The sequence below is a fragment of the Actinomadura chibensis NBRC 106107 genome (genome assembly GCF_001552135.1).
In the GTDB taxonomy this organism is placed as follows: Bacteria; Actinomycetota; Actinomycetes; order Streptosporangiales; family Streptosporangiaceae; genus Spirillospora; species Spirillospora chibensis.
The window spans coordinates 1-16334 of record NZ_BCQP01000064.1 but is presented as its reverse complement, the minus strand read 5'-3'; the positions used below and the strand labels follow the sequence as shown (position 1 = coordinate 16334).

Below are 16334 nucleotides of genomic sequence, written 5' to 3'. Positions count from 1 at the left end.
ACACCGATGACCGACGAAGACCGAGCGGCCGAAGGCCGGGCCGCGGAATCGGCGCGGCCCGGCTCGCTGGCCCTGCCGCACGCGCCGCCGCGGCTTCCTGACCTGCTGTCCCTGCCGTTCCTCGGCGGCGCGGAGTTGAGCGAGCATTTCGGCCGGCTGGAGGAGATCGGGCGGCGGCGGCCGGAACGGGAGCCGGCGCTGCCCGCCCTCGTCCTGCCCGGTCAGGGCGACCGCGGCGCCGAGGACTCCCTCGACCTCGGCGAGAACGGCGAAGACCTGCTTGAGGACGCCCGCGGCAACATCGCCCAAGGCGAATACTCGGTCGCGTTGGCGCAGCTCGCGGAGTTCCTCCAGATCTCCCCGGGACATCCCGAAGCCCGTTATCTGTCGGCGTACTGCCATTACCAGTTGGGCGGGGCGGGCCTGATGACCGCGCTCGGCGTCCTGCGCCCGATGCGGGACGAGCCGCTGGACGACCCCGAACTGCGCACCGGTGTCCGGGACCTCCGCGCCAAACTGCGCGCCATTCTCACCCAGCAGGAAATGGCGGCGTTCCTCGACGCGTCCCCGCGGGACCCGCACGCCGCCGCCGACCGGCTGCGGCGCTTCATCGAACTGGCCCCCGAGGAACCGGAACCCCCATACCTGCTCGCCGTCACGCAAGCGCGGAACGGTGAGTTCGAATCCGCGCTCCGCACCGCGAAGGCCGCTTTGCGGCAGGCCGAGGGGGACACCGGCCAACTCCGCGTCCTGGCCGACGCACTGGAGGCGGCGGTGGTGCGGACGGTCGCGGGGCCGGCCGTCCGCGCGCTGCGCGACGGCGCCTACCGGCGGGCCCGCGAGGAGCTGGCGAGGGCCGACCGCGAATGGCGCGAAACCGAGGTGCTCCGCGACCTCGACACGTTTCTCTCCGGCCTGTGCGAACGCGACCATCCGCCGGCGGAGCCGCTTCCGGAGCCGCGCGGCCCGGCCGACCGGGTGGCCCGGCTCTACGCGCTGATCTCCGAGGAGGACGGCCGCGAATCCGTCCGGCTGCTGATCGACGGGCGTTTCGCGGAGGCCGAGCGCGTCCTGGCCGGACTGCTGCACGTCGTTCCGCGCTTCCCCGTGGCGAACTTCATCTATGCCATCTGCCTGTGCGTCCAGGGACGGGAACCGGAAAAGGCCATCGCGGCCGCCGAGACAGCCGCGGGCGACCCGTCGCTGCCCGACACGGAACGGCTGCTGCGCACGGCCCGGGAAATGCCGCAGGTCCTCGCCATCAACGCGGCGGTCGAGGAGCACAACGCCGCCGTGGAAGCGGTGTCCGACAAGCCCACGCGCCAGGAACTCGCCGACTTCCGGCGAAGAATGCGCGAATTGCGGCAGCGCCTGCCCGAAGTGCGGTCCATGGCGACGACCAGGCAGAGCGCCACCCAGGTGCGCCAACTGACGAAAGCCGTCGACCAGCGGCTCAAGGACGTCGAGCGGGCCATGGAGAGCGTCGAGGTCTCCGAACTCGTCCAGCGGTTCAACCGTTGGGCCGAGCAGGTGTCGACCGTCCAATCCCTTGTCGACCGCGCGATGCTTGAGTCTCGCCGCCTGGACGGGCACCGGTCGTCGAGCCGGCACATCCGCGGCGGCTATGGCGCCGACAGGGAGACCTTGCTCGGCATGGACGAGTTGAGATCGATCAACCGGGAGGCACGGCGGGTACTGAGCACGGCGGCCGACCCGCGCGCCCGGAAGACGCTCCAGGATCTGCTGAACGCCACCGACCGAATCATCCGCTGAAGGGCGGGGGGATGACCGAGCCCGAGACCCACGACGGATGGGACGTCTTCATCAGCTACGCGCGCGAGGACTACCGGAAGGCCAGGGACCTCGCCGACGATCTGCAGAAATGCGTCACCGCCAAGGGCGTCCCACCGCGGATCTTCCTCGATGTCGATCGGGACGGCGGGACGCCGGTCGGGGTCGACTGGGTGCACTACCTGGAAAAGGCGCTGCGCGGCTCCCGATATATCGTCGCCCTCTACACGCCGCGCTATTTCTCCAAGGGAATCTGCCTTTCGGAGTTGCATGAGGCCGTCCGGCTCACCGACGCCAAGAAGGCCCAGCTCATCCCCGTTCTGATGGACGAGGCGGCCCAGGACAGCATCGCCTTCACCGCGAACAGGATCAACTGGCTTCCGGTCACCCACCCGAAATGGTTCGACCACCTGCGCGACGCGCTCGACCTGCGCCCGGCCGCGAGCGGCCGGAGGCTGCGCTTCGAGACCGCCGTCCCCGACGCCGTCGTCAACCGCACCCTCCCGACCGTCCGCGTCACGGTCGTCGGCGCCGACGGCACGCCGGTCCCGGAGAGCGGGGAGCCGGTCGCGCTCACCGTCGTGCCGCCCGATCCCGGCCTCAACGGCACCCTCGTCGCCACCACCGTGCGGGGCGCGGCTGACTTCGCCGACCTGTCGTTCCGCGTGCCGGTCCCGTCCGTCCGGCTGGTGGCCGAGGCCCCCGGCTGCGAGTCGGCCGAGAGCCCGCCGATCCGGGTGAGCCCGCCGCCGCGGCCCGCCCGGGCGCAGCCCGCCGACCAGGACCGGGAGCCTCCGTCGATCATGACGAGCGGCCGTCCGTTCTTCTTCTCCGACGCCCCCGCCCTGGTGGTCCTCGACGATGACCGGTTGACCGTCCACGGCTTCGAGCGGCGATCGCGCGGCGACGGCGCCGTCCGGCTGGCGTCGCCGCCTCGGCTGTGGGCGCGCGGCGCGCGGCGGCTGGCCGTCGCCGACTGGACCGGACGGGTCGTGGTGGCCACGCCCGACGGCCATACCCGCGCCGTGGACCTGGCCCGCGCCCCCGGCCTGGCCGTCCCCGGGGCGCTGGCCTTCGACGGGGGCACCCTGCTCGTCGGCATGTGGAACGGCACCGTCTGGTCGCTGGCCGAAGACGCGGAGCCCGAGGTGCTGATCGAGCATCCCGCGGGCGTGCAGCACCTCGCGGTCGACGGCCGGGGCCGCTGGGGCGAGGGCGGGCGGCTTCTGGTCGCCGACCTGGACGGCGCCCTGACGGTGTACGAGGGGGGCCGGGCGGGGGCGAAGCACTCGCTGGAGCGGCTGCTGCTGGGCGTCCATCGCGGGCCCGGACACACGATCATCGTCGGCGAGCGGCACATCTACCGCCTCGACGACGGAGCCTCGCGGCCCCTGGTGGCCGAGCTGCCCGTCCAGCCCGTCGCCGACGCCCTGATCGGGCCGGAGCTGTCGATCGCGCTCAACGACGACGGTGTCGGCGTCAGCTTCGACACCGAACTGGGTGTTCACCTGGGCTTCCGCACCGTCCCCGGAGCCCGGCCGGTCTGCGCCACGCACGACGGCCGACTCGTCGTGTTCGAGTATCCCGACCGTTCGCACGTCCTCATGTGCGACGGCCGCATCGGGGTCACCTCGGCCTACCCCCTCGCCATCTCGCAGGACGGCCGCACGGTGGCCACCTCGGACGGGCACCGCATCTTCATCCTGCCGACGGAGGAACTCGATACCGGCGCCGCGAAACCGGAGCCCTCGCCGGAGCTCTCGCCGGAGCCCTCGATGGAGGAGACGACGTGACGACCACGGTCGGCCTAGAGACCCGGCCCGAGAAGCTGCACGCCATCGCCGACCGGCTGTGGGACCGCTTCGAGCAGGGCCACCGCCTCCGCCCCGAGGAGACGGACGCGCTGGCGGAATCCTGCTTCCGGCTCGCCGTCCTGCCCGGCACGGAGCCCGGCCAGGCCGTGTCCCTCCTGGCGCGGGCCCACCGCGTCGATCCCGTCAATCCCAAGCACCCGTACCACATCGGCCTGATCCACCTTCGGCACGGACGGCTGGACGCCGCATTGGAATGGCTCACCGCCGCCGCCGAGTCGGCGCCCGCCAACCACCGGATCTGGGCGCACCTGTCGATCGTCCACCAGGACCTGCACGACCGGCGCCGGGGCGGCGGCGGGCGGGACCCGCGGTCCAGGGAGATCGCCGCGGCCGTCCGGGCCGGACGGGACGACCACGTCGTCCTCGCGCGCTCCGAAGCGCCCGACGACTCCGCGGCGCCACCGCCCGTCCCCGAGGGGCCCGTCGCGTCGGTGCTGCGGCCCGGCCGGTGCCGCTGGTCCGGCATGCACGACATCGACGCCGGGTTCGACCTGCGGCGGCCGACCAGCAAGCGGACCCGGGACCTCGTCGCCGAGGCGCTGGAACGGACCGCCCGCCTCGCTGCCCCGCGCACCGGGGGCACCTCGGCGTTCGTGATCCTCGCGGTGCAGTGGATGGTCCACGGCTACCCGTCCGCGACCGTCAGGCGGCTGGCCGGGGCGCTCCCGCCGGAGGACGGGCCCGCCCGCCGGTTGCTCGACCTCGTCTGCGAGCTGTTCGAGGCCGACGAGGAGGCGCTCCCCGGCCGGCTCGCCGCCTGCCTGGCCGAGAAGCGCCTCCCGGACCTGCTCATCGCGTTGATCCACCAGCGGCGCCTGTGGTGGCGTCCGTTGGCCCTGCCCGACCTCGGCGCCTACACGGCGGCGCGGTGGTTCGCCGAGGAGGGGGGTCAAGACGATCCGACGCCCCACCTCAACGCGATGAGGTCGGCCGTGGTCGCTCTCGCCGCCCGTCCGGAGCCGCTGACCGACGTGCCGGTGCGGGGCGGCGTCGACGCGGGCACGGCCGAGGAGCGGCTCGCGGCGCTCGAACGGGACGCCGACCTCGTCAGACGGCTCAGGGAGCGCGCCATGGGCCTCGCCAAGCAACTTCGCGGCGCGGACGTGCGGGACCCCGACCGGCACGCACGGGCCCGCGCCGATCAGACGCTCCTGAGCGACATCGCGCGGCGGCTTGAGGCGGCCCGGGTCGGACGGCTCCAGAAACTGCAGGAACTCAGGACCGAAACCGGGACGCTCGCGCCCTCCGCGGACTTCGACGCACGCCTGGAGCGCTGCGAGAAGTCCCTTCAGCAACCGATCGGGCTGAAAGCGGTCATCGCCAAGGTCGGGAGAAGGCTGCACTCCGCGGGGAAGGAGTTCGCGAAGGAGGCGGCGGCGCCCTCGGCTGCGGCGGCGGGGCCTTCAGCGGAGGCGGCGGCGATCGGCGCGGACCTCGCCGTCCTCGAACCAGAGCCGGTCCCGGCGGCCGTCCCGCCGCCGGACACGGGCGTACCGGACGCCGGGCCGCGGTCGTCGGCGGAGACCGTGGCCGAGGCGGTCGAGGCGGCCGAACGCGCCCTGGCGCACAACGCCGACCGTGCCCTGCGGACGCTCGACGCCTACCCGCCGTCCCTCCGGCGCCGCTCCGCGCTCGTCCTGCTGAGGTCCTACCTCGACGGGCGCCTGGCCGAGACCTGGCACCGGATGGGCCACAGCGTCGAGGCGCGGCGGCATTGGCAGGCGATGCTCACCGAGAACCCGATGTCCGCTCCGGTGCTGCACAACCTCGCGGTCGCGCACACGGGGGCCGGTGACCTGCCCGCCGCGGCCCAGGCGTGGCGCCGCTACCTGGAGGCGCTCTACCTGGAAGCCTTGGTGGCGGGCACGCCCGCTCGCGGCGCGGCCGAACGCGCGAGGGTCCACCGCGTCCTCGCGGGCTCCTTCGGCACCGCCGCGCTGTGCGGACGGCCGCCCGCCGAGGACGTGCCGGACGAGCGGCCGCGCGGCGTCCCGGCCGAGCTGACCAGCCCGGCACGCGCCGCGCTGGCCGTCGCGCACCTGCGGCTGGAGGAGCTCAACCGCGCGCTGTCGTACCGCGGCGCGGTGCCGCGCCTCGGCGTGGCGCGCTCGGTCCTGCGTCCGGAACTCGACGCGGCGTTCGACGCCCGGCTGGAACTCGTCGCCACGGCCTGCGCCCCGCTTCCCGAGCGGGTGCGCGCCCCGTTCGAGGAGCTGTGCCGCGACGCGTTCCGGGCCGCCCACGAGGCGGCCTGCGATCCCGGCGGACGCACCCGCGAGGTGACCGACCCCGCCGAGGAGGAGGCGCACGCCGCCTGGGCGCGCGAGCGGATGGACTGGAAGGAGCGGATCGCCCGCGAGCTGACCGGCGCCGCCGACTGGCCCGTCACCGAGAGCTCCGGGGAGGTCATCGCCGGCCTGCGGCTGATCGACGGGCTGCGCCTCGACCCGCGGGACGAGGCCCTGCGGCGGGCCGCCGCGCGGCTCGGCCACGCGGATCCCGCGAGACACATCGCCCTGCTCAACGACCTGTCCGGCCTGGCCGCCGACTTCGCCGTCCAGAAGATCTTCCAGGCCGCCGAGCGGCGGCTCGACTCCTCGACCGACTTCCCGGACCGCTACCTGCGCATCTGCCTGGCCTGGCAGCGCAACGGCGTCTCCGACCGGCACCTCGACCTGCTGGACGACCCCCAGCCCGTGTACCTTCCCTCGGTCCAGCCGGCCATGGCCCTGCTGGAGGATGCCGGGGTCGCCGATCCGGAGGTCCGCCGCGCGATCCTGGCGGCCGTGGCGGACATGGAGCACTGGGTCGCGCGGTTCCGCGGCGCCTCGGGGCCCGCCGCCATGCTCGGCCGGCTGCTCCGCGCGGTCGGCGAGGAGGACAGGGCGCGGCCGCTTCTCGCCGAGGCCGGCGCCGTCGCCTTCGCGGGGGCCTCGACGGCCCGGGTGTGGCTGGCCATCGAAAGCGATGACTTCGCCGACGCCGCGGCCCGCCTGGGCGGGCTCGCCGAGAAGCACGCTCCTGGAGACCCGGACTGGACGGTCGCCCGCGGAATGATGATCGAGACGTACGAGCGCTGGGTCGTCTCCGACGGGCCGCTGCCCTCGGTCGCGCGGATCCGGGACGACATCCGGCGATGGCCCGGACCCCAGGCCGAGCACGCCGTCCAGAGGCTCGTCGTCGATGTGACGATCAACAGGCATCGGCGGCGGCCGGGCGACCTGGACCTGGAATCGCTCGCCACCAGCCTGCGCCGCCTACTGGTAGAGGACGCGGGGAACTCCTTCGCCCGCTACCACCTCGACCGGTCGCTCTTTCAGCAGGCCGTCGAGGTCCGCTTGCGGATGAAGAAGTCCTTCGGACCGTCGCGTGACGCTCTGCGCGACGAACTGTCCCGGATCTGCGGGGAGTGCGCCTCCCACGCCGCGGAGCTGCTTGACCAGGTCGGGGACTCCCGACCTCCCGACGCCTACCACGTGCTCGCCGATCCCGCCCGCCGAGCCGAGATCGAGACCATCTTCGCGAAGGTCCGCCGCTACCTTCCGTAGGCTCCCGCCCTTCCTTGCCGACTCAGAAGGCCAGCACGAGGAATCCCAGGGTGTAGGCGGTGATGAAGATCAACGGAACCCATCGTTCGACATGCGTCAGCGGAAGATATACCCGCCAATCCCGGCCTTCGCCGAGTTCCATCCACTCGGTGGGATAGAACGGCCGCGCGGGAAGGCGTTCCTCCAGCGCGCCGATGACCGCGAACTTCCCCCTGTTGAGTTGCCGGTAGGAGCGCACCAGCATCCACCAGGCCGCGCAGGCCGAAACGAGGATCATCAGCGCCGGGAGGAGCGTCCACACCGACAGCCGCTCCCGCACTCCGGGCAGCATGGCCGAGAGGAAGGTGACGATCAGGGAGTTGAAGGTTAAGAAGAACGTGTTGGCCAGATTGCGCCGCGCGCTGACGCGGTCCGCCATCTCGACGAACAGCTTGTACTGCTCCAGCACGGCATTCTGGTACTTCTCTCCGGGGTCCGTGTAGGAGGACGGATTGATCGACTCGTTCCAGAGGTGCTCGCGCAGACCGGTCATGCCTTCGATCATTGCGGAATCGCGTCCGCGGTGCGCGGGATATGCTTGATCAATGGAATCGCCGAGTTGGCCAAGCGTCGTCAGGCGGGGGAAAGGCTGCGGGGGATCCTATTTCAGCGAGTCAGGAAACTCCATCGCGGGAGGGACGCCGTGGCGACTCTCGCTGTAACCGGTCACATGGATCTGACGGAGAACAGCGTCCCCCTCATTCGCGAGAGCCTCGACGAACTGCTCAAGCCCTATGCGCGCGCCGGACTCACCGGCGTCTCCTGCATAGCCCAGGGCGCCGACTCCCTGTTCGCCGAGCGCGTCCTCGCCGCCGGGGGCAGGCTGGTGGCCGTGGTCCCCTCGAAGGACTACCGGCGCACGACCGTCCCGGACGATCACGCGGAGACCTTCGACCGGCTGCTCGCCGCCGCCGCCGAGGTTCGCGTCATGCCCGCCCCGACCGCGAACCTCCAGGCCTACGAAGCCGCCAACACCATGCTCCTGAAGCTCGCCGAACGCCTCGTCGCCGTCTGGGACGGCCGCACGGGCGAGGGCGGCGGAACCGCGGACGTGGTGCACCAAGCCCGAGCGTCCAACATCCCGATCGACATCATCTGGCCGCCAGGGGCAGCGCGCCTGACCCCTCACGCAACCCGCCCGCCGAAAACACCCTGACGGTTCCAGAGCCTGGCGACCGAACCAACCCCGCGACGGTGTGTTCGGGGGCTATTGCGGATGGCGCGGTTCGGGGACGGGATGGGGTCGCCATGCTGTCGCGGCCATGGCGAGGAGCAGTCCGGTGAGGGTCAGCCAGTAGCCGAGGTCCTGTGCGCTGGACGGCGGGTTCGCCAGCGGGGAGGTCACGCCGGGCAGGACGTAGATCGCCGCGGCCACTGCCCAGCGCGGGGTGCGCGCGACCGCGGTGGCCAGCACTCCGGCGACCAGGAGGACGCTCTCGGTGCCCGCCCTGACCAGCTGCCATGCCTCGCCGTACTCCCGGGCCCAGGGCAGATAGGTGAGCACCAAGGCGGCCGCGGGGATCGCGAACCACCACAACGGCCGCGCCCGCAGCCTGCCGGTTCCCCCGGCCGCGAGCGCGATGGCGCCGATCGCCAGCACGCCGTACGGGGCCAGCGACACCCAGTTGTGGTACGCGGGCCCGAAGACATGCGACGACCAGCCCGTCGCCTCGGCTCCCACGAGCATGGCCCGGCCGGTGGAGAACGCCACGGCCAACGCGAGGGGCAGGGCCACCAGAGCCCAGCCGCGCAGCAACGCCAGGACGAGCAGTGCCGAGGCGGCCAGAAAGGTCAAGGAGGCGTGGTCGCCGATGCCGTAGGCCAGATTGGCCAGCGCCAGCATCGACAGGCCGAGTTGCGTGCCGTCCGCCCACCAGGGCCCGGTGGTCGCGCGGGCCCTGGCGGCCAAGCCCGCGGTGAGGAGTCCGGCCGTCTCCCGCGCCGACGGGACGCGGCGCGGGGTGTCGTCCATCAGCGTGCCGAGGATCTCGGCGCCGTACTCGGCGCGGTGACCGGGCGGGAACGCCCGCAGGAACAGCCGGTACCAGCGTTCGGTGAAGACTCCGCTCATGCTCCGGCGTCCCCCGTCAGCGGGGAGGTGCGGCCGGTGACGACCCGGGCGGCCTGCTGCAACCGCAGGGCCTCCCGGGTGACGGCCGAGCGCCCGTCCTCGGTCAGCCGGTAGTAGCGGCGCGGACGCCCCTGGACGGTCTCTTCACCGTCCACGACGATCAGCCCGTCACCGGCCAGCCGGTCGAGCGCCCCGTACAGGGTGCCGACGGCCAGGCGGACCCGGCCGTCCGACAGCGCCTCCGCCCTCTTGATGATCCCGTAGCCGTGCACCGGCCCGTCCAGCAGCGCGGCCAGCACGAAGTACGCGGCCTCGCTCATCACCGTGGCTCGTTTAACCATACGCGAGACGATACATCGCCCAACGAAGTATCAAAAGAGGCTCCGCCCCCTGTAGCCCCACCGACCACCCCCACGTCGCGGACCGGCCGACCGTCTGTCACCCCGCAGAACCAACCCCGCGTGCGCGGGGCCGATGCCCACGACCTTCAGATCGTTCGCCGCAGCCACGTCCGGCTCCGCACGCGGGAATCGTCCCCCAACATCGGCCTAACCCGCCCAGCCTCCGCTCCATCCGTCGCAGATTCAACGCCTAATCCTGGCGGATATCCCCAGCATGGCGATGAGCCAGTGCCGCAGGGGGCGCAAGAGGTTAAATTCCGTTTTCGCCGCTAACGCGCGGTCTTGGCGAGTGTTCGCCGCAGGCGCCGTCGGCAACGAGGCGCCCGTGCCCTAACCGTCCGGATGTGGACGCGGGCTTGTTCGCCCGGCAATAGGCAGGCTGTCTTGGTCTACGTTTGGGCTTTCGCGTCGCAAATGTCGGACCAGCATGGAAAGATTTCTACCTGTGACTGAGGTCGAATTTGTCGCACAGGCTGACGAGCGTGTGGAGAACAGTTGGTCGGCCGTGCCGACGCTTCCTGAGCCCGGGCAGGTCGTCGAGGTGCGGGGGGCGATGTGGGCGGTCGCCAATGTTCAGGCTCAGGGTCTGCCCCGCAGTCCGGCTGACGAGGCGACCGCGCAGCTTTCCCACGTGGTCGAACTCCAGTCGCTCGACGAGGATCGGCTCGGCGAACAGCTCTCGGTTGTGTGGGAGCTTGAGGTCGGCCACACCGTTACTCCGGCGCAGGGGCTGCCGGATGTCATCCATGCCGATGCGTTCGACGAGCCGGTCACGCTCGCCGGGTTCATCGACGCGATGCGCTGGGGGGCGGTCACCAGCGCGGACCCCAACCGTTACCAGGCACCGTTCTGGTCGGGAGTGAACGTCGAGGCGTATCAACTCGAACCGCTCCGGCGTGCTCTAGGTGCTCCGCGAGCGAACCTGCTTCTTGCTGACGACGTCGGCCTCGGCAAGACGATCGAGGCGGGCCTGGTGATTCAGGAGTTATTCCTACGTCACCGAGCCCGCACCGCTGTGGTCGTCTGCCCGCCGAGCCTTTCGTTGAAGTGGCAAGACGAAATGCGCGAGAAGTTCGGCCTGGAGTTCACGATCGTGAACTCGGAGTTGATGGCGCAGATCCGGCGCACCCACGGACTCCACGCCAACCCGTTTCAGATGTTCCCACGAGTGATCGTGAGCATGGCCTGGTTACCCAGAGTCCGCGCTCAGCGCCTGTTGCGCGACGTCTACGCCCAGGCCACCAACCCTAAAACCGGCAGGCGTTACGCCTTCGATGTTCTCGTGGTCGACGAGGCTCACCACGTTGCCCCGTCGAGCCCGTCGGTCATCGCCGGAGGCCGCGGCTACGCGGTGGACACCCACCGCACGATCTCGGTCCGCCACCTCGCGGACAAGTGCGAGCACCGGCTGTTCCTGAGCGCGACGCCGCACAATGGACACCCAGAGTCGTTCACGGCCCTGATGGAGATGATCGACCCACGCCGATTCGCTCGTGGTGCGAATCTGGACTCCGCTGCCTTGAAGGATGTTACGGTTCGCCGCCTCAAGACCGACTTAGCCGGCAAAGGCTTTAGGCAGCGTAAGGTCAAGACCTTGGACGTCACCCCGTCCGATTCCGAGCAGAAGATGTTCTCTCTGCTCGACGAGATCGTGACCAAGAGCGCGAAGCTGAACGGCACCAAGCCGGGCGGTGACATCGTCACGATGCTGCTGAAGAAGCGGTTCCTGTCCAGCCCGTTCGCGTTCGGCATGACCCTGAGCCACTACCTGTCGTCCAAGGCCGGCCGTGGTCTGTCGGATGAGGAGTACGACGACATCTTCGGCGAGGGCCAGTCCGACGACGAGGAAGGACTGTGGGAGCAGGACGAGGCCGAGAGACTTCGCGATTCCAAGGGCTCGGACCCGCTTGTAGCAGCCGACTCTGGTCAGCTCGAAACCCTGATGGAATGGGCGCTGGGCTATGAGAGCCTGCCCGACTCGCGTCTGGAACGCCTCATCGGCTTTCTTGACGCTGTGTGCCGTCCCGACGGGAAGACCTGGTCCAACGAACGCGTTGTGGTCTTCACCGAATACGCGCACACCGTCGACTGGCTCGCCCGAGTCTTAAACCAGCGCGGCTACAACGCGGATCGCCTCTCCGTGATCCAGGGCTCTACACCGCCCGAGGAGCGTGAGTACATCCGCTCGCAGTTCACCGCTGATCCCTCCAAGGAGCCGGTGCGGGTGCTGCTCGCCACCGATGCCGCAGGTGAGGGCATCGATCTGCAGTCCTATTGCCACCGGCTGGTGAACTTCGACATCCCGTTCAACCCGTCCCGTCTCGAACAGCGCATCGGCCGCATCGACCGCTACGGTCAGACCGAAGAACCCCAGGTATTCCATTTCGTTCCCGTGATCGGTTCCTCCACCTACAGTGCCGACTTGAGCTTTATGGAACGCATCGCTCGCAAGATCGCACAGGTCGAATACGACCTCGGGTCCGCCAATCAGATCGTCGGTGCGGAAATCCAAAGCCACTTCGGAAAGCGGCCTGCGGCCAAGGCCAAGTCGAAGGGCGTCGACACCAACGAGGTCATCAACACCGCGTTGGCCGGCGGTATGGAGCTCAACGCCCGCTTGACGCAGTTGGAGCAGGGCTACGACGAGTCGCGCACGGATATGCATCTGGATCCAGGCAACCTCCGCCGCGTGGTCGATACCGCGTTACGCATCAACCACCAGGCGCCCCTGATCGAGAACCACGACTTCGCTCAGGACACCGACGCCGAGGTCTTCACCGTTCCCACCCTCACGGCCGGCTGGCACGGCACTTTGCGAGGTCTCGACACGCGCCTCAACCCCGGACATCCTCGTCCGATCACCTTCGATCCCGAGGCCGCCGACGGGCGTGCTGACCTGGTCTATGTTCACCTCGGCCACCCGATCGTGCAGAAGGCCCAGCGGCTCCTTCGACGCGCGCTATGGAGCGTCGACTCACCGCTGAGCCGCGTCACGGCCGTTGTGGTCGACGATCTCGAAGAGTCGTTCGTCTCCGCTGTCACCCGCATGGTCCTCGTCGGCCGCGGAGGCGTACGTCTGCATGAGGAGGTCTTCCTCGCCGGGGTCCGGCTCAAGGGACGCCGGGCGATGGCGGAGGAGAAGGCCGAAGCCGCGTTGGACAAGGCACTCGACCGAGAACGGCTGTCGGTCGCCGATGAGCGCGTCCGCGACCAACTCTGTGAGCTGTGGAACGTCCCGGACGCGCCCTTGCGTCTTCGGCTAGAGGAGTCCATGCGGGCCCGGGCCGACCGGCGGCACGAGTTGGTCCTCGGGCAGCTCGCCAGGAGGCAGGCCGCGGACGTGCAGCGGGCGAAGGAGATCTTCGCCGCGTTCCGCGCCAACCTGCGTGATTCGCTGACTCGGCTGGAGGCCGAGGAGGAAGAGGCGCGGGGCCAGTTGTTCACCGATCCTGATCAGCGGCGCCAATGGAGGCGTGACATGGATGCGATGAGCCGCCGACTCGACGAGCTCGACGACGAAGAGGCCCGCGAGATCGCAGCCATCACCGACCGGTACGCGGATGTCAAACCGCACACTACTGCGGCGGCGGTCGTGTTCGCCCTGACCCGCGACGACGCAGATGGGTGGGCTGAGTGATGGCCCGTCCCAAGAGCCGCGCGACGTCCCGTAGCCGTAAGACGATCAACGCCGCCGACCAGCACCGGGCCTGGCTCGAACTCGTCGACACCGAAGGACCGTTCCTCGCCATCCCTCCGCTCAAGCGGGTGTGGCCGCAAGGGATGCCCCGCCTCACCGATGAGCGGAAGGCTGCGCTCACCGATGCCCGCAAGGATTTCGAGGCCGCCTGGGAGGACCTCGATCAGTCTCCGGATTCCGACAGTGTGCTCGACACCTACCGCGTGGCGCGCGACAAGTGGGTCGAGGTCGTCCTCCGCGATGTTGCCGGTTGGGCTGAATCGCTCGCCTGGGGTGAGGTTCCCGGCGTCCGGGCACAGTCCCCCAACCGCGCTGTGACGATCCAGGCACAGGCGTCTCTCAACGGCGCCGACGGCATCGGTGCGATCGTCTACGTCATCGACCCCGTCGATTCCCTGCGGCAGACGCCGAGTGATCTGTGGGCGGCGAATCCGGTCGACCGCGTCGAGGTGATGCTGCGGGAGAACAAGATACCGATCGGCATCGTCACCGACGGCCGCTGGTGGGGACTGGTGTGCGCACGCGAAGGGCTGATGGCGGCGTCCGGCGTCGTTGACGCGCTCACCTGGACCGAAGAGCCCCGCACCCGCGATGCCTTCTTCGCGCTGATCGGCCGTCAGCACCTCATCGGTGGAGACCCGGCCGAGCGCCTGCCCATCCTGTTCGAGCAATCGGTAGCCGCCGCCGAGGAGATCACCGAAGCCCTCGGAGCCCAGGTACGCCGAGCCGTCGAACTGCTGATCCAATCGTTCTCCGAGTCGGCCGCCGAGGCCCGTCGCCGAGGTCTCCCTGACCCGCTGCCCGACCGGACCCACGACATCTACGAAGCGGCCGTCACCGTCATGATGCGCGTCGTCTTCCTCCTCTTCGCCGAGGAACGCGGTCTGCTGCCATCCGGCGAGCTCTTCGATCAGGGGTACGGCATCGCCCGTGAGCTCGAACGCCTCATCGCACGTGAAACAGAGGAGAGCGAGGAGGCGCTCGACTCCACCTCGCTCGCCTGGCACCGGCTGCTGGCCACCAGCCGGGCTCTCTATCAAGGAGCCACCTTCGAGAACCTCCGCATGCCCGCGTACGGCGGTTCACTGTTCGACCCGAGCCGGTTCCCATTTCTCGTTGCCACCAACGAACAGGGCACCCTCGCGGTAGCCGTCTCGGATCGCGTGATGCTCCACGTCCTCCGCTCCGTCCAGATCGCCGACATCAAAGGCGAAGCGCGACGCATCTCCTTCCGCGACATCGATGTCGAGCAGATCGGCTACATCTATGAGGGCCTCCTCGGCTACACGGCTGCCGTCGCCACCGAAGTCACCGTCGGGCTCAAGGGCACCCTCGGCGAGGAGCCGGAGATCGGGCTCGCGAAGCTGGAGGCGCTCGCCGCCGAACACCCCGACCCGAAGAAGCTCGCAACCGCGATCCGTGCCTTCGTCGAGAGGGACCAGCCCTCGGCCAAGCCGTCCTCAGCGGCGGCCATCGCCAAGGGCGTCAACGCCGACGTCGAGCCAAGCGTCGTCAGCGCTCTGAGCCAAGCTGTCGGCGGCGACCATGCGCTGCGCGATCGGGTGAAGCCCTGGCTTGGCCTGGTCCGGCTCGACCTTCGCAAGCGGCCCTTCATCGTGTTGTCCGGCGGATTGGTCGTCAAGGAGACACCGTCCCGCAAGAACGCCGGCGCCCACTACACGCCGAAGTCGCTGGCCGAGGACGTCGTCCTCCACGCCCTCCAGCCGCTCTGCTACTCGCCTGGCCCGCATCAAACCTCCAGCGAAGAGGACTGGACGCTCAAGGACTCCGATCAGCTCCTGGAACTCAAGATCGCCGACATCGCCTGCGGCTCCGGCGCCTTCCTCGTGGCTGCGGCGCGTTACCTTGCCGAGCGGCTGGTTGAGGCGTGGACGAGAGAAGAACCCGCCAACGCCACACGCAAGGACCTTTACACGCGCGGGATCCGCAAGGTCGTCGCCACCTGCCTGTACGGCGCGGACATCAACGACATGGCCGTCGAGATGTGCAAGCTCTCGCTTTGGCTGGTCTCACTCGACCGTGACCTGCCGTTCTCCTTCGTCGACGACAAGATCTTCCACGGCAACTCCCTCCTCGGCATCACCAGCCTTGACCAGCTCCGTCGCCTCCACATCGACCCGGCAGTCAAGACCCAGATCGAGCAGTACTACGCCTATGACGTCGACATCGACGCGAAAATCCAGCGGGCGATCGAACTGCGTCGCCGCCTCCTCACCGAGATCGACGAGAACGACCCGGCACGCACGAGCGCTGCGAAACGCCGCCAGCTCAACGAGTCGCACAAGGTGACGTCAGACCTGCGCACGATCGCGAACGGCGTGATCGCAGCGGGCCTTCCCGTCGGCGGAAAGCCGGGCAAGGCGCTCAACGCCTTGTACGAGAACCTCCGTGTCGCCGTCCGCGCCGCTTACCCCGACAACGACGAACCCGACAGCACATTCCTTGAAGCGCTCATCGATGGCGGCCTCAAGCCGACCGTCGCCACCGACTACGAGCGCTGGAAGCCGTTGCACTGGGTCATCGAGGCTCCCGACGTCATAGTCGACCACGGCGGCTTCGACGCCATCGTCGGCAACCCGCCCTTCCTCGGCGGCCAGAAGTTGACCGGTGCGATGGGCACGAACTACCGCGACTGGCTCGTCAACACCGTGGCGAAGGGGCGCCGGGGCAGCGCAGATCTCGTCGCCTACTTCTATCTCCGTGCGACCTCTCTCTTGCGAAAGAACGGCACTCTGGGCTTGATCGCCACGAACACGGTGGCCCAGGGCGACACCCGCGAGGTCGGTCTGGACGCGATGGTCACCGACGGCCTCACCATCACCCGCGCCATCCAGTCCCGCTCCTGGCCCGCCGCCACCGCCAACCTGGAATACGCCGCAGTCTGGGGCACAC

Annotated in this window: 9 protein-coding genes; 6 read left to right on the top strand and 3 right to left on the bottom strand. The window is 69.8% G+C overall.

What is annotated here, in order from left to right; genetic code table 11:
- Positions 1 to 6 precede the first annotated feature (6 nt).
- From ACH01S_RS33560 to ACH01S_RS33550, 3 genes are read left to right on the top strand one after another with little or no spacing between them, the layout of a single operon-like run.
- Positions 7 to 1773 carry a tetratricopeptide repeat protein gene (locus ACH01S_RS33560; RefSeq protein ID WP_067901306.1) on the top strand — a complete coding sequence of 589 codons (1767 nt, stop codon included), beginning with the start codon at positions 7 to 9 and terminating at the stop codon, positions 1771 to 1773.
- 11 nt (positions 1774 to 1784) lie between these two features.
- A complete protein-coding gene (locus tag ACH01S_RS33555) occupies positions 1785 to 3584 on the top strand; it encodes a TIR domain-containing protein (protein WP_067901303.1) in 1800 nt (599 codons plus the stop codon).
- Positions 3581 to 7213, top strand: a complete 3633-nt coding sequence (locus ACH01S_RS33550; protein WP_067901300.1) for a hypothetical protein — start codon at positions 3581 to 3583, stop codon at positions 7211 to 7213. The genes ACH01S_RS33555 and ACH01S_RS33550 overlap by 4 nt, the downstream gene beginning before the upstream one ends.
- A gap of 22 nt (positions 7214 to 7235) precedes the next feature.
- On the opposite strand, the gene ACH01S_RS33545 is transcribed toward ACH01S_RS33550, so the two are convergent.
- The gene (locus tag ACH01S_RS33545) at positions 7236 to 7745 is read right to left on the bottom strand and encodes a RipA family octameric membrane protein (RefSeq protein ID WP_148344493.1); all 510 of its coding nucleotides are present in this window, start codon (positions 7743 to 7745) and stop codon (positions 7236 to 7238) included.
- Between the two features lie 177 nt (positions 7746 to 7922).
- Between ACH01S_RS33545 and ACH01S_RS33540 the strand changes: the two genes are divergently transcribed.
- Positions 7923 to 8408 (top strand): hypothetical protein, encoded by a 486-nt coding sequence (locus ACH01S_RS33540; protein WP_246236823.1) that lies wholly within the window; start codon positions 7923 to 7925, stop codon positions 8406 to 8408.
- Positions 8409 to 8459: 51 nt separating this feature from the next.
- On the opposite strand, the gene ACH01S_RS33535 is transcribed toward ACH01S_RS33540, so the two are convergent.
- Positions 8460 to 9323, bottom strand: coding sequence for a hypothetical protein (locus ACH01S_RS33535; protein ID WP_067901297.1), 864 nt, complete (start codon positions 9321 to 9323; stop codon positions 8460 to 8462).
- On the bottom strand, positions 9320 to 9664 hold the full coding sequence (locus ACH01S_RS33530; protein WP_067901294.1) for a PadR family transcriptional regulator: 345 nt from the start codon (positions 9662 to 9664) through the stop codon (positions 9320 to 9322). Before ACH01S_RS33530 ends, ACH01S_RS33535 begins: the two co-directional genes overlap by 4 nt.
- Positions 9665 to 10169: 505 nt before the next feature.
- Between ACH01S_RS33530 and drmD the strand changes: the two genes are divergently transcribed.
- Together drmD and ACH01S_RS33520 are read left to right on the top strand one after the other, a co-directional pair.
- Positions 10170 to 13361 (top strand): DISARM system SNF2-like helicase DrmD, encoded by a 3192-nt coding sequence (gene drmD / locus ACH01S_RS33525; RefSeq protein WP_218010487.1) that lies wholly within the window; start codon positions 10170 to 10172, stop codon positions 13359 to 13361.
- Positions 13361 to 16334 (top strand): Eco57I restriction-modification methylase domain-containing protein (locus ACH01S_RS33520; protein ID WP_067901291.1); only part of this gene is annotated, 2974 nt, incomplete at its 3' end. The genes drmD and ACH01S_RS33520, both read left to right, overlap by 1 nt.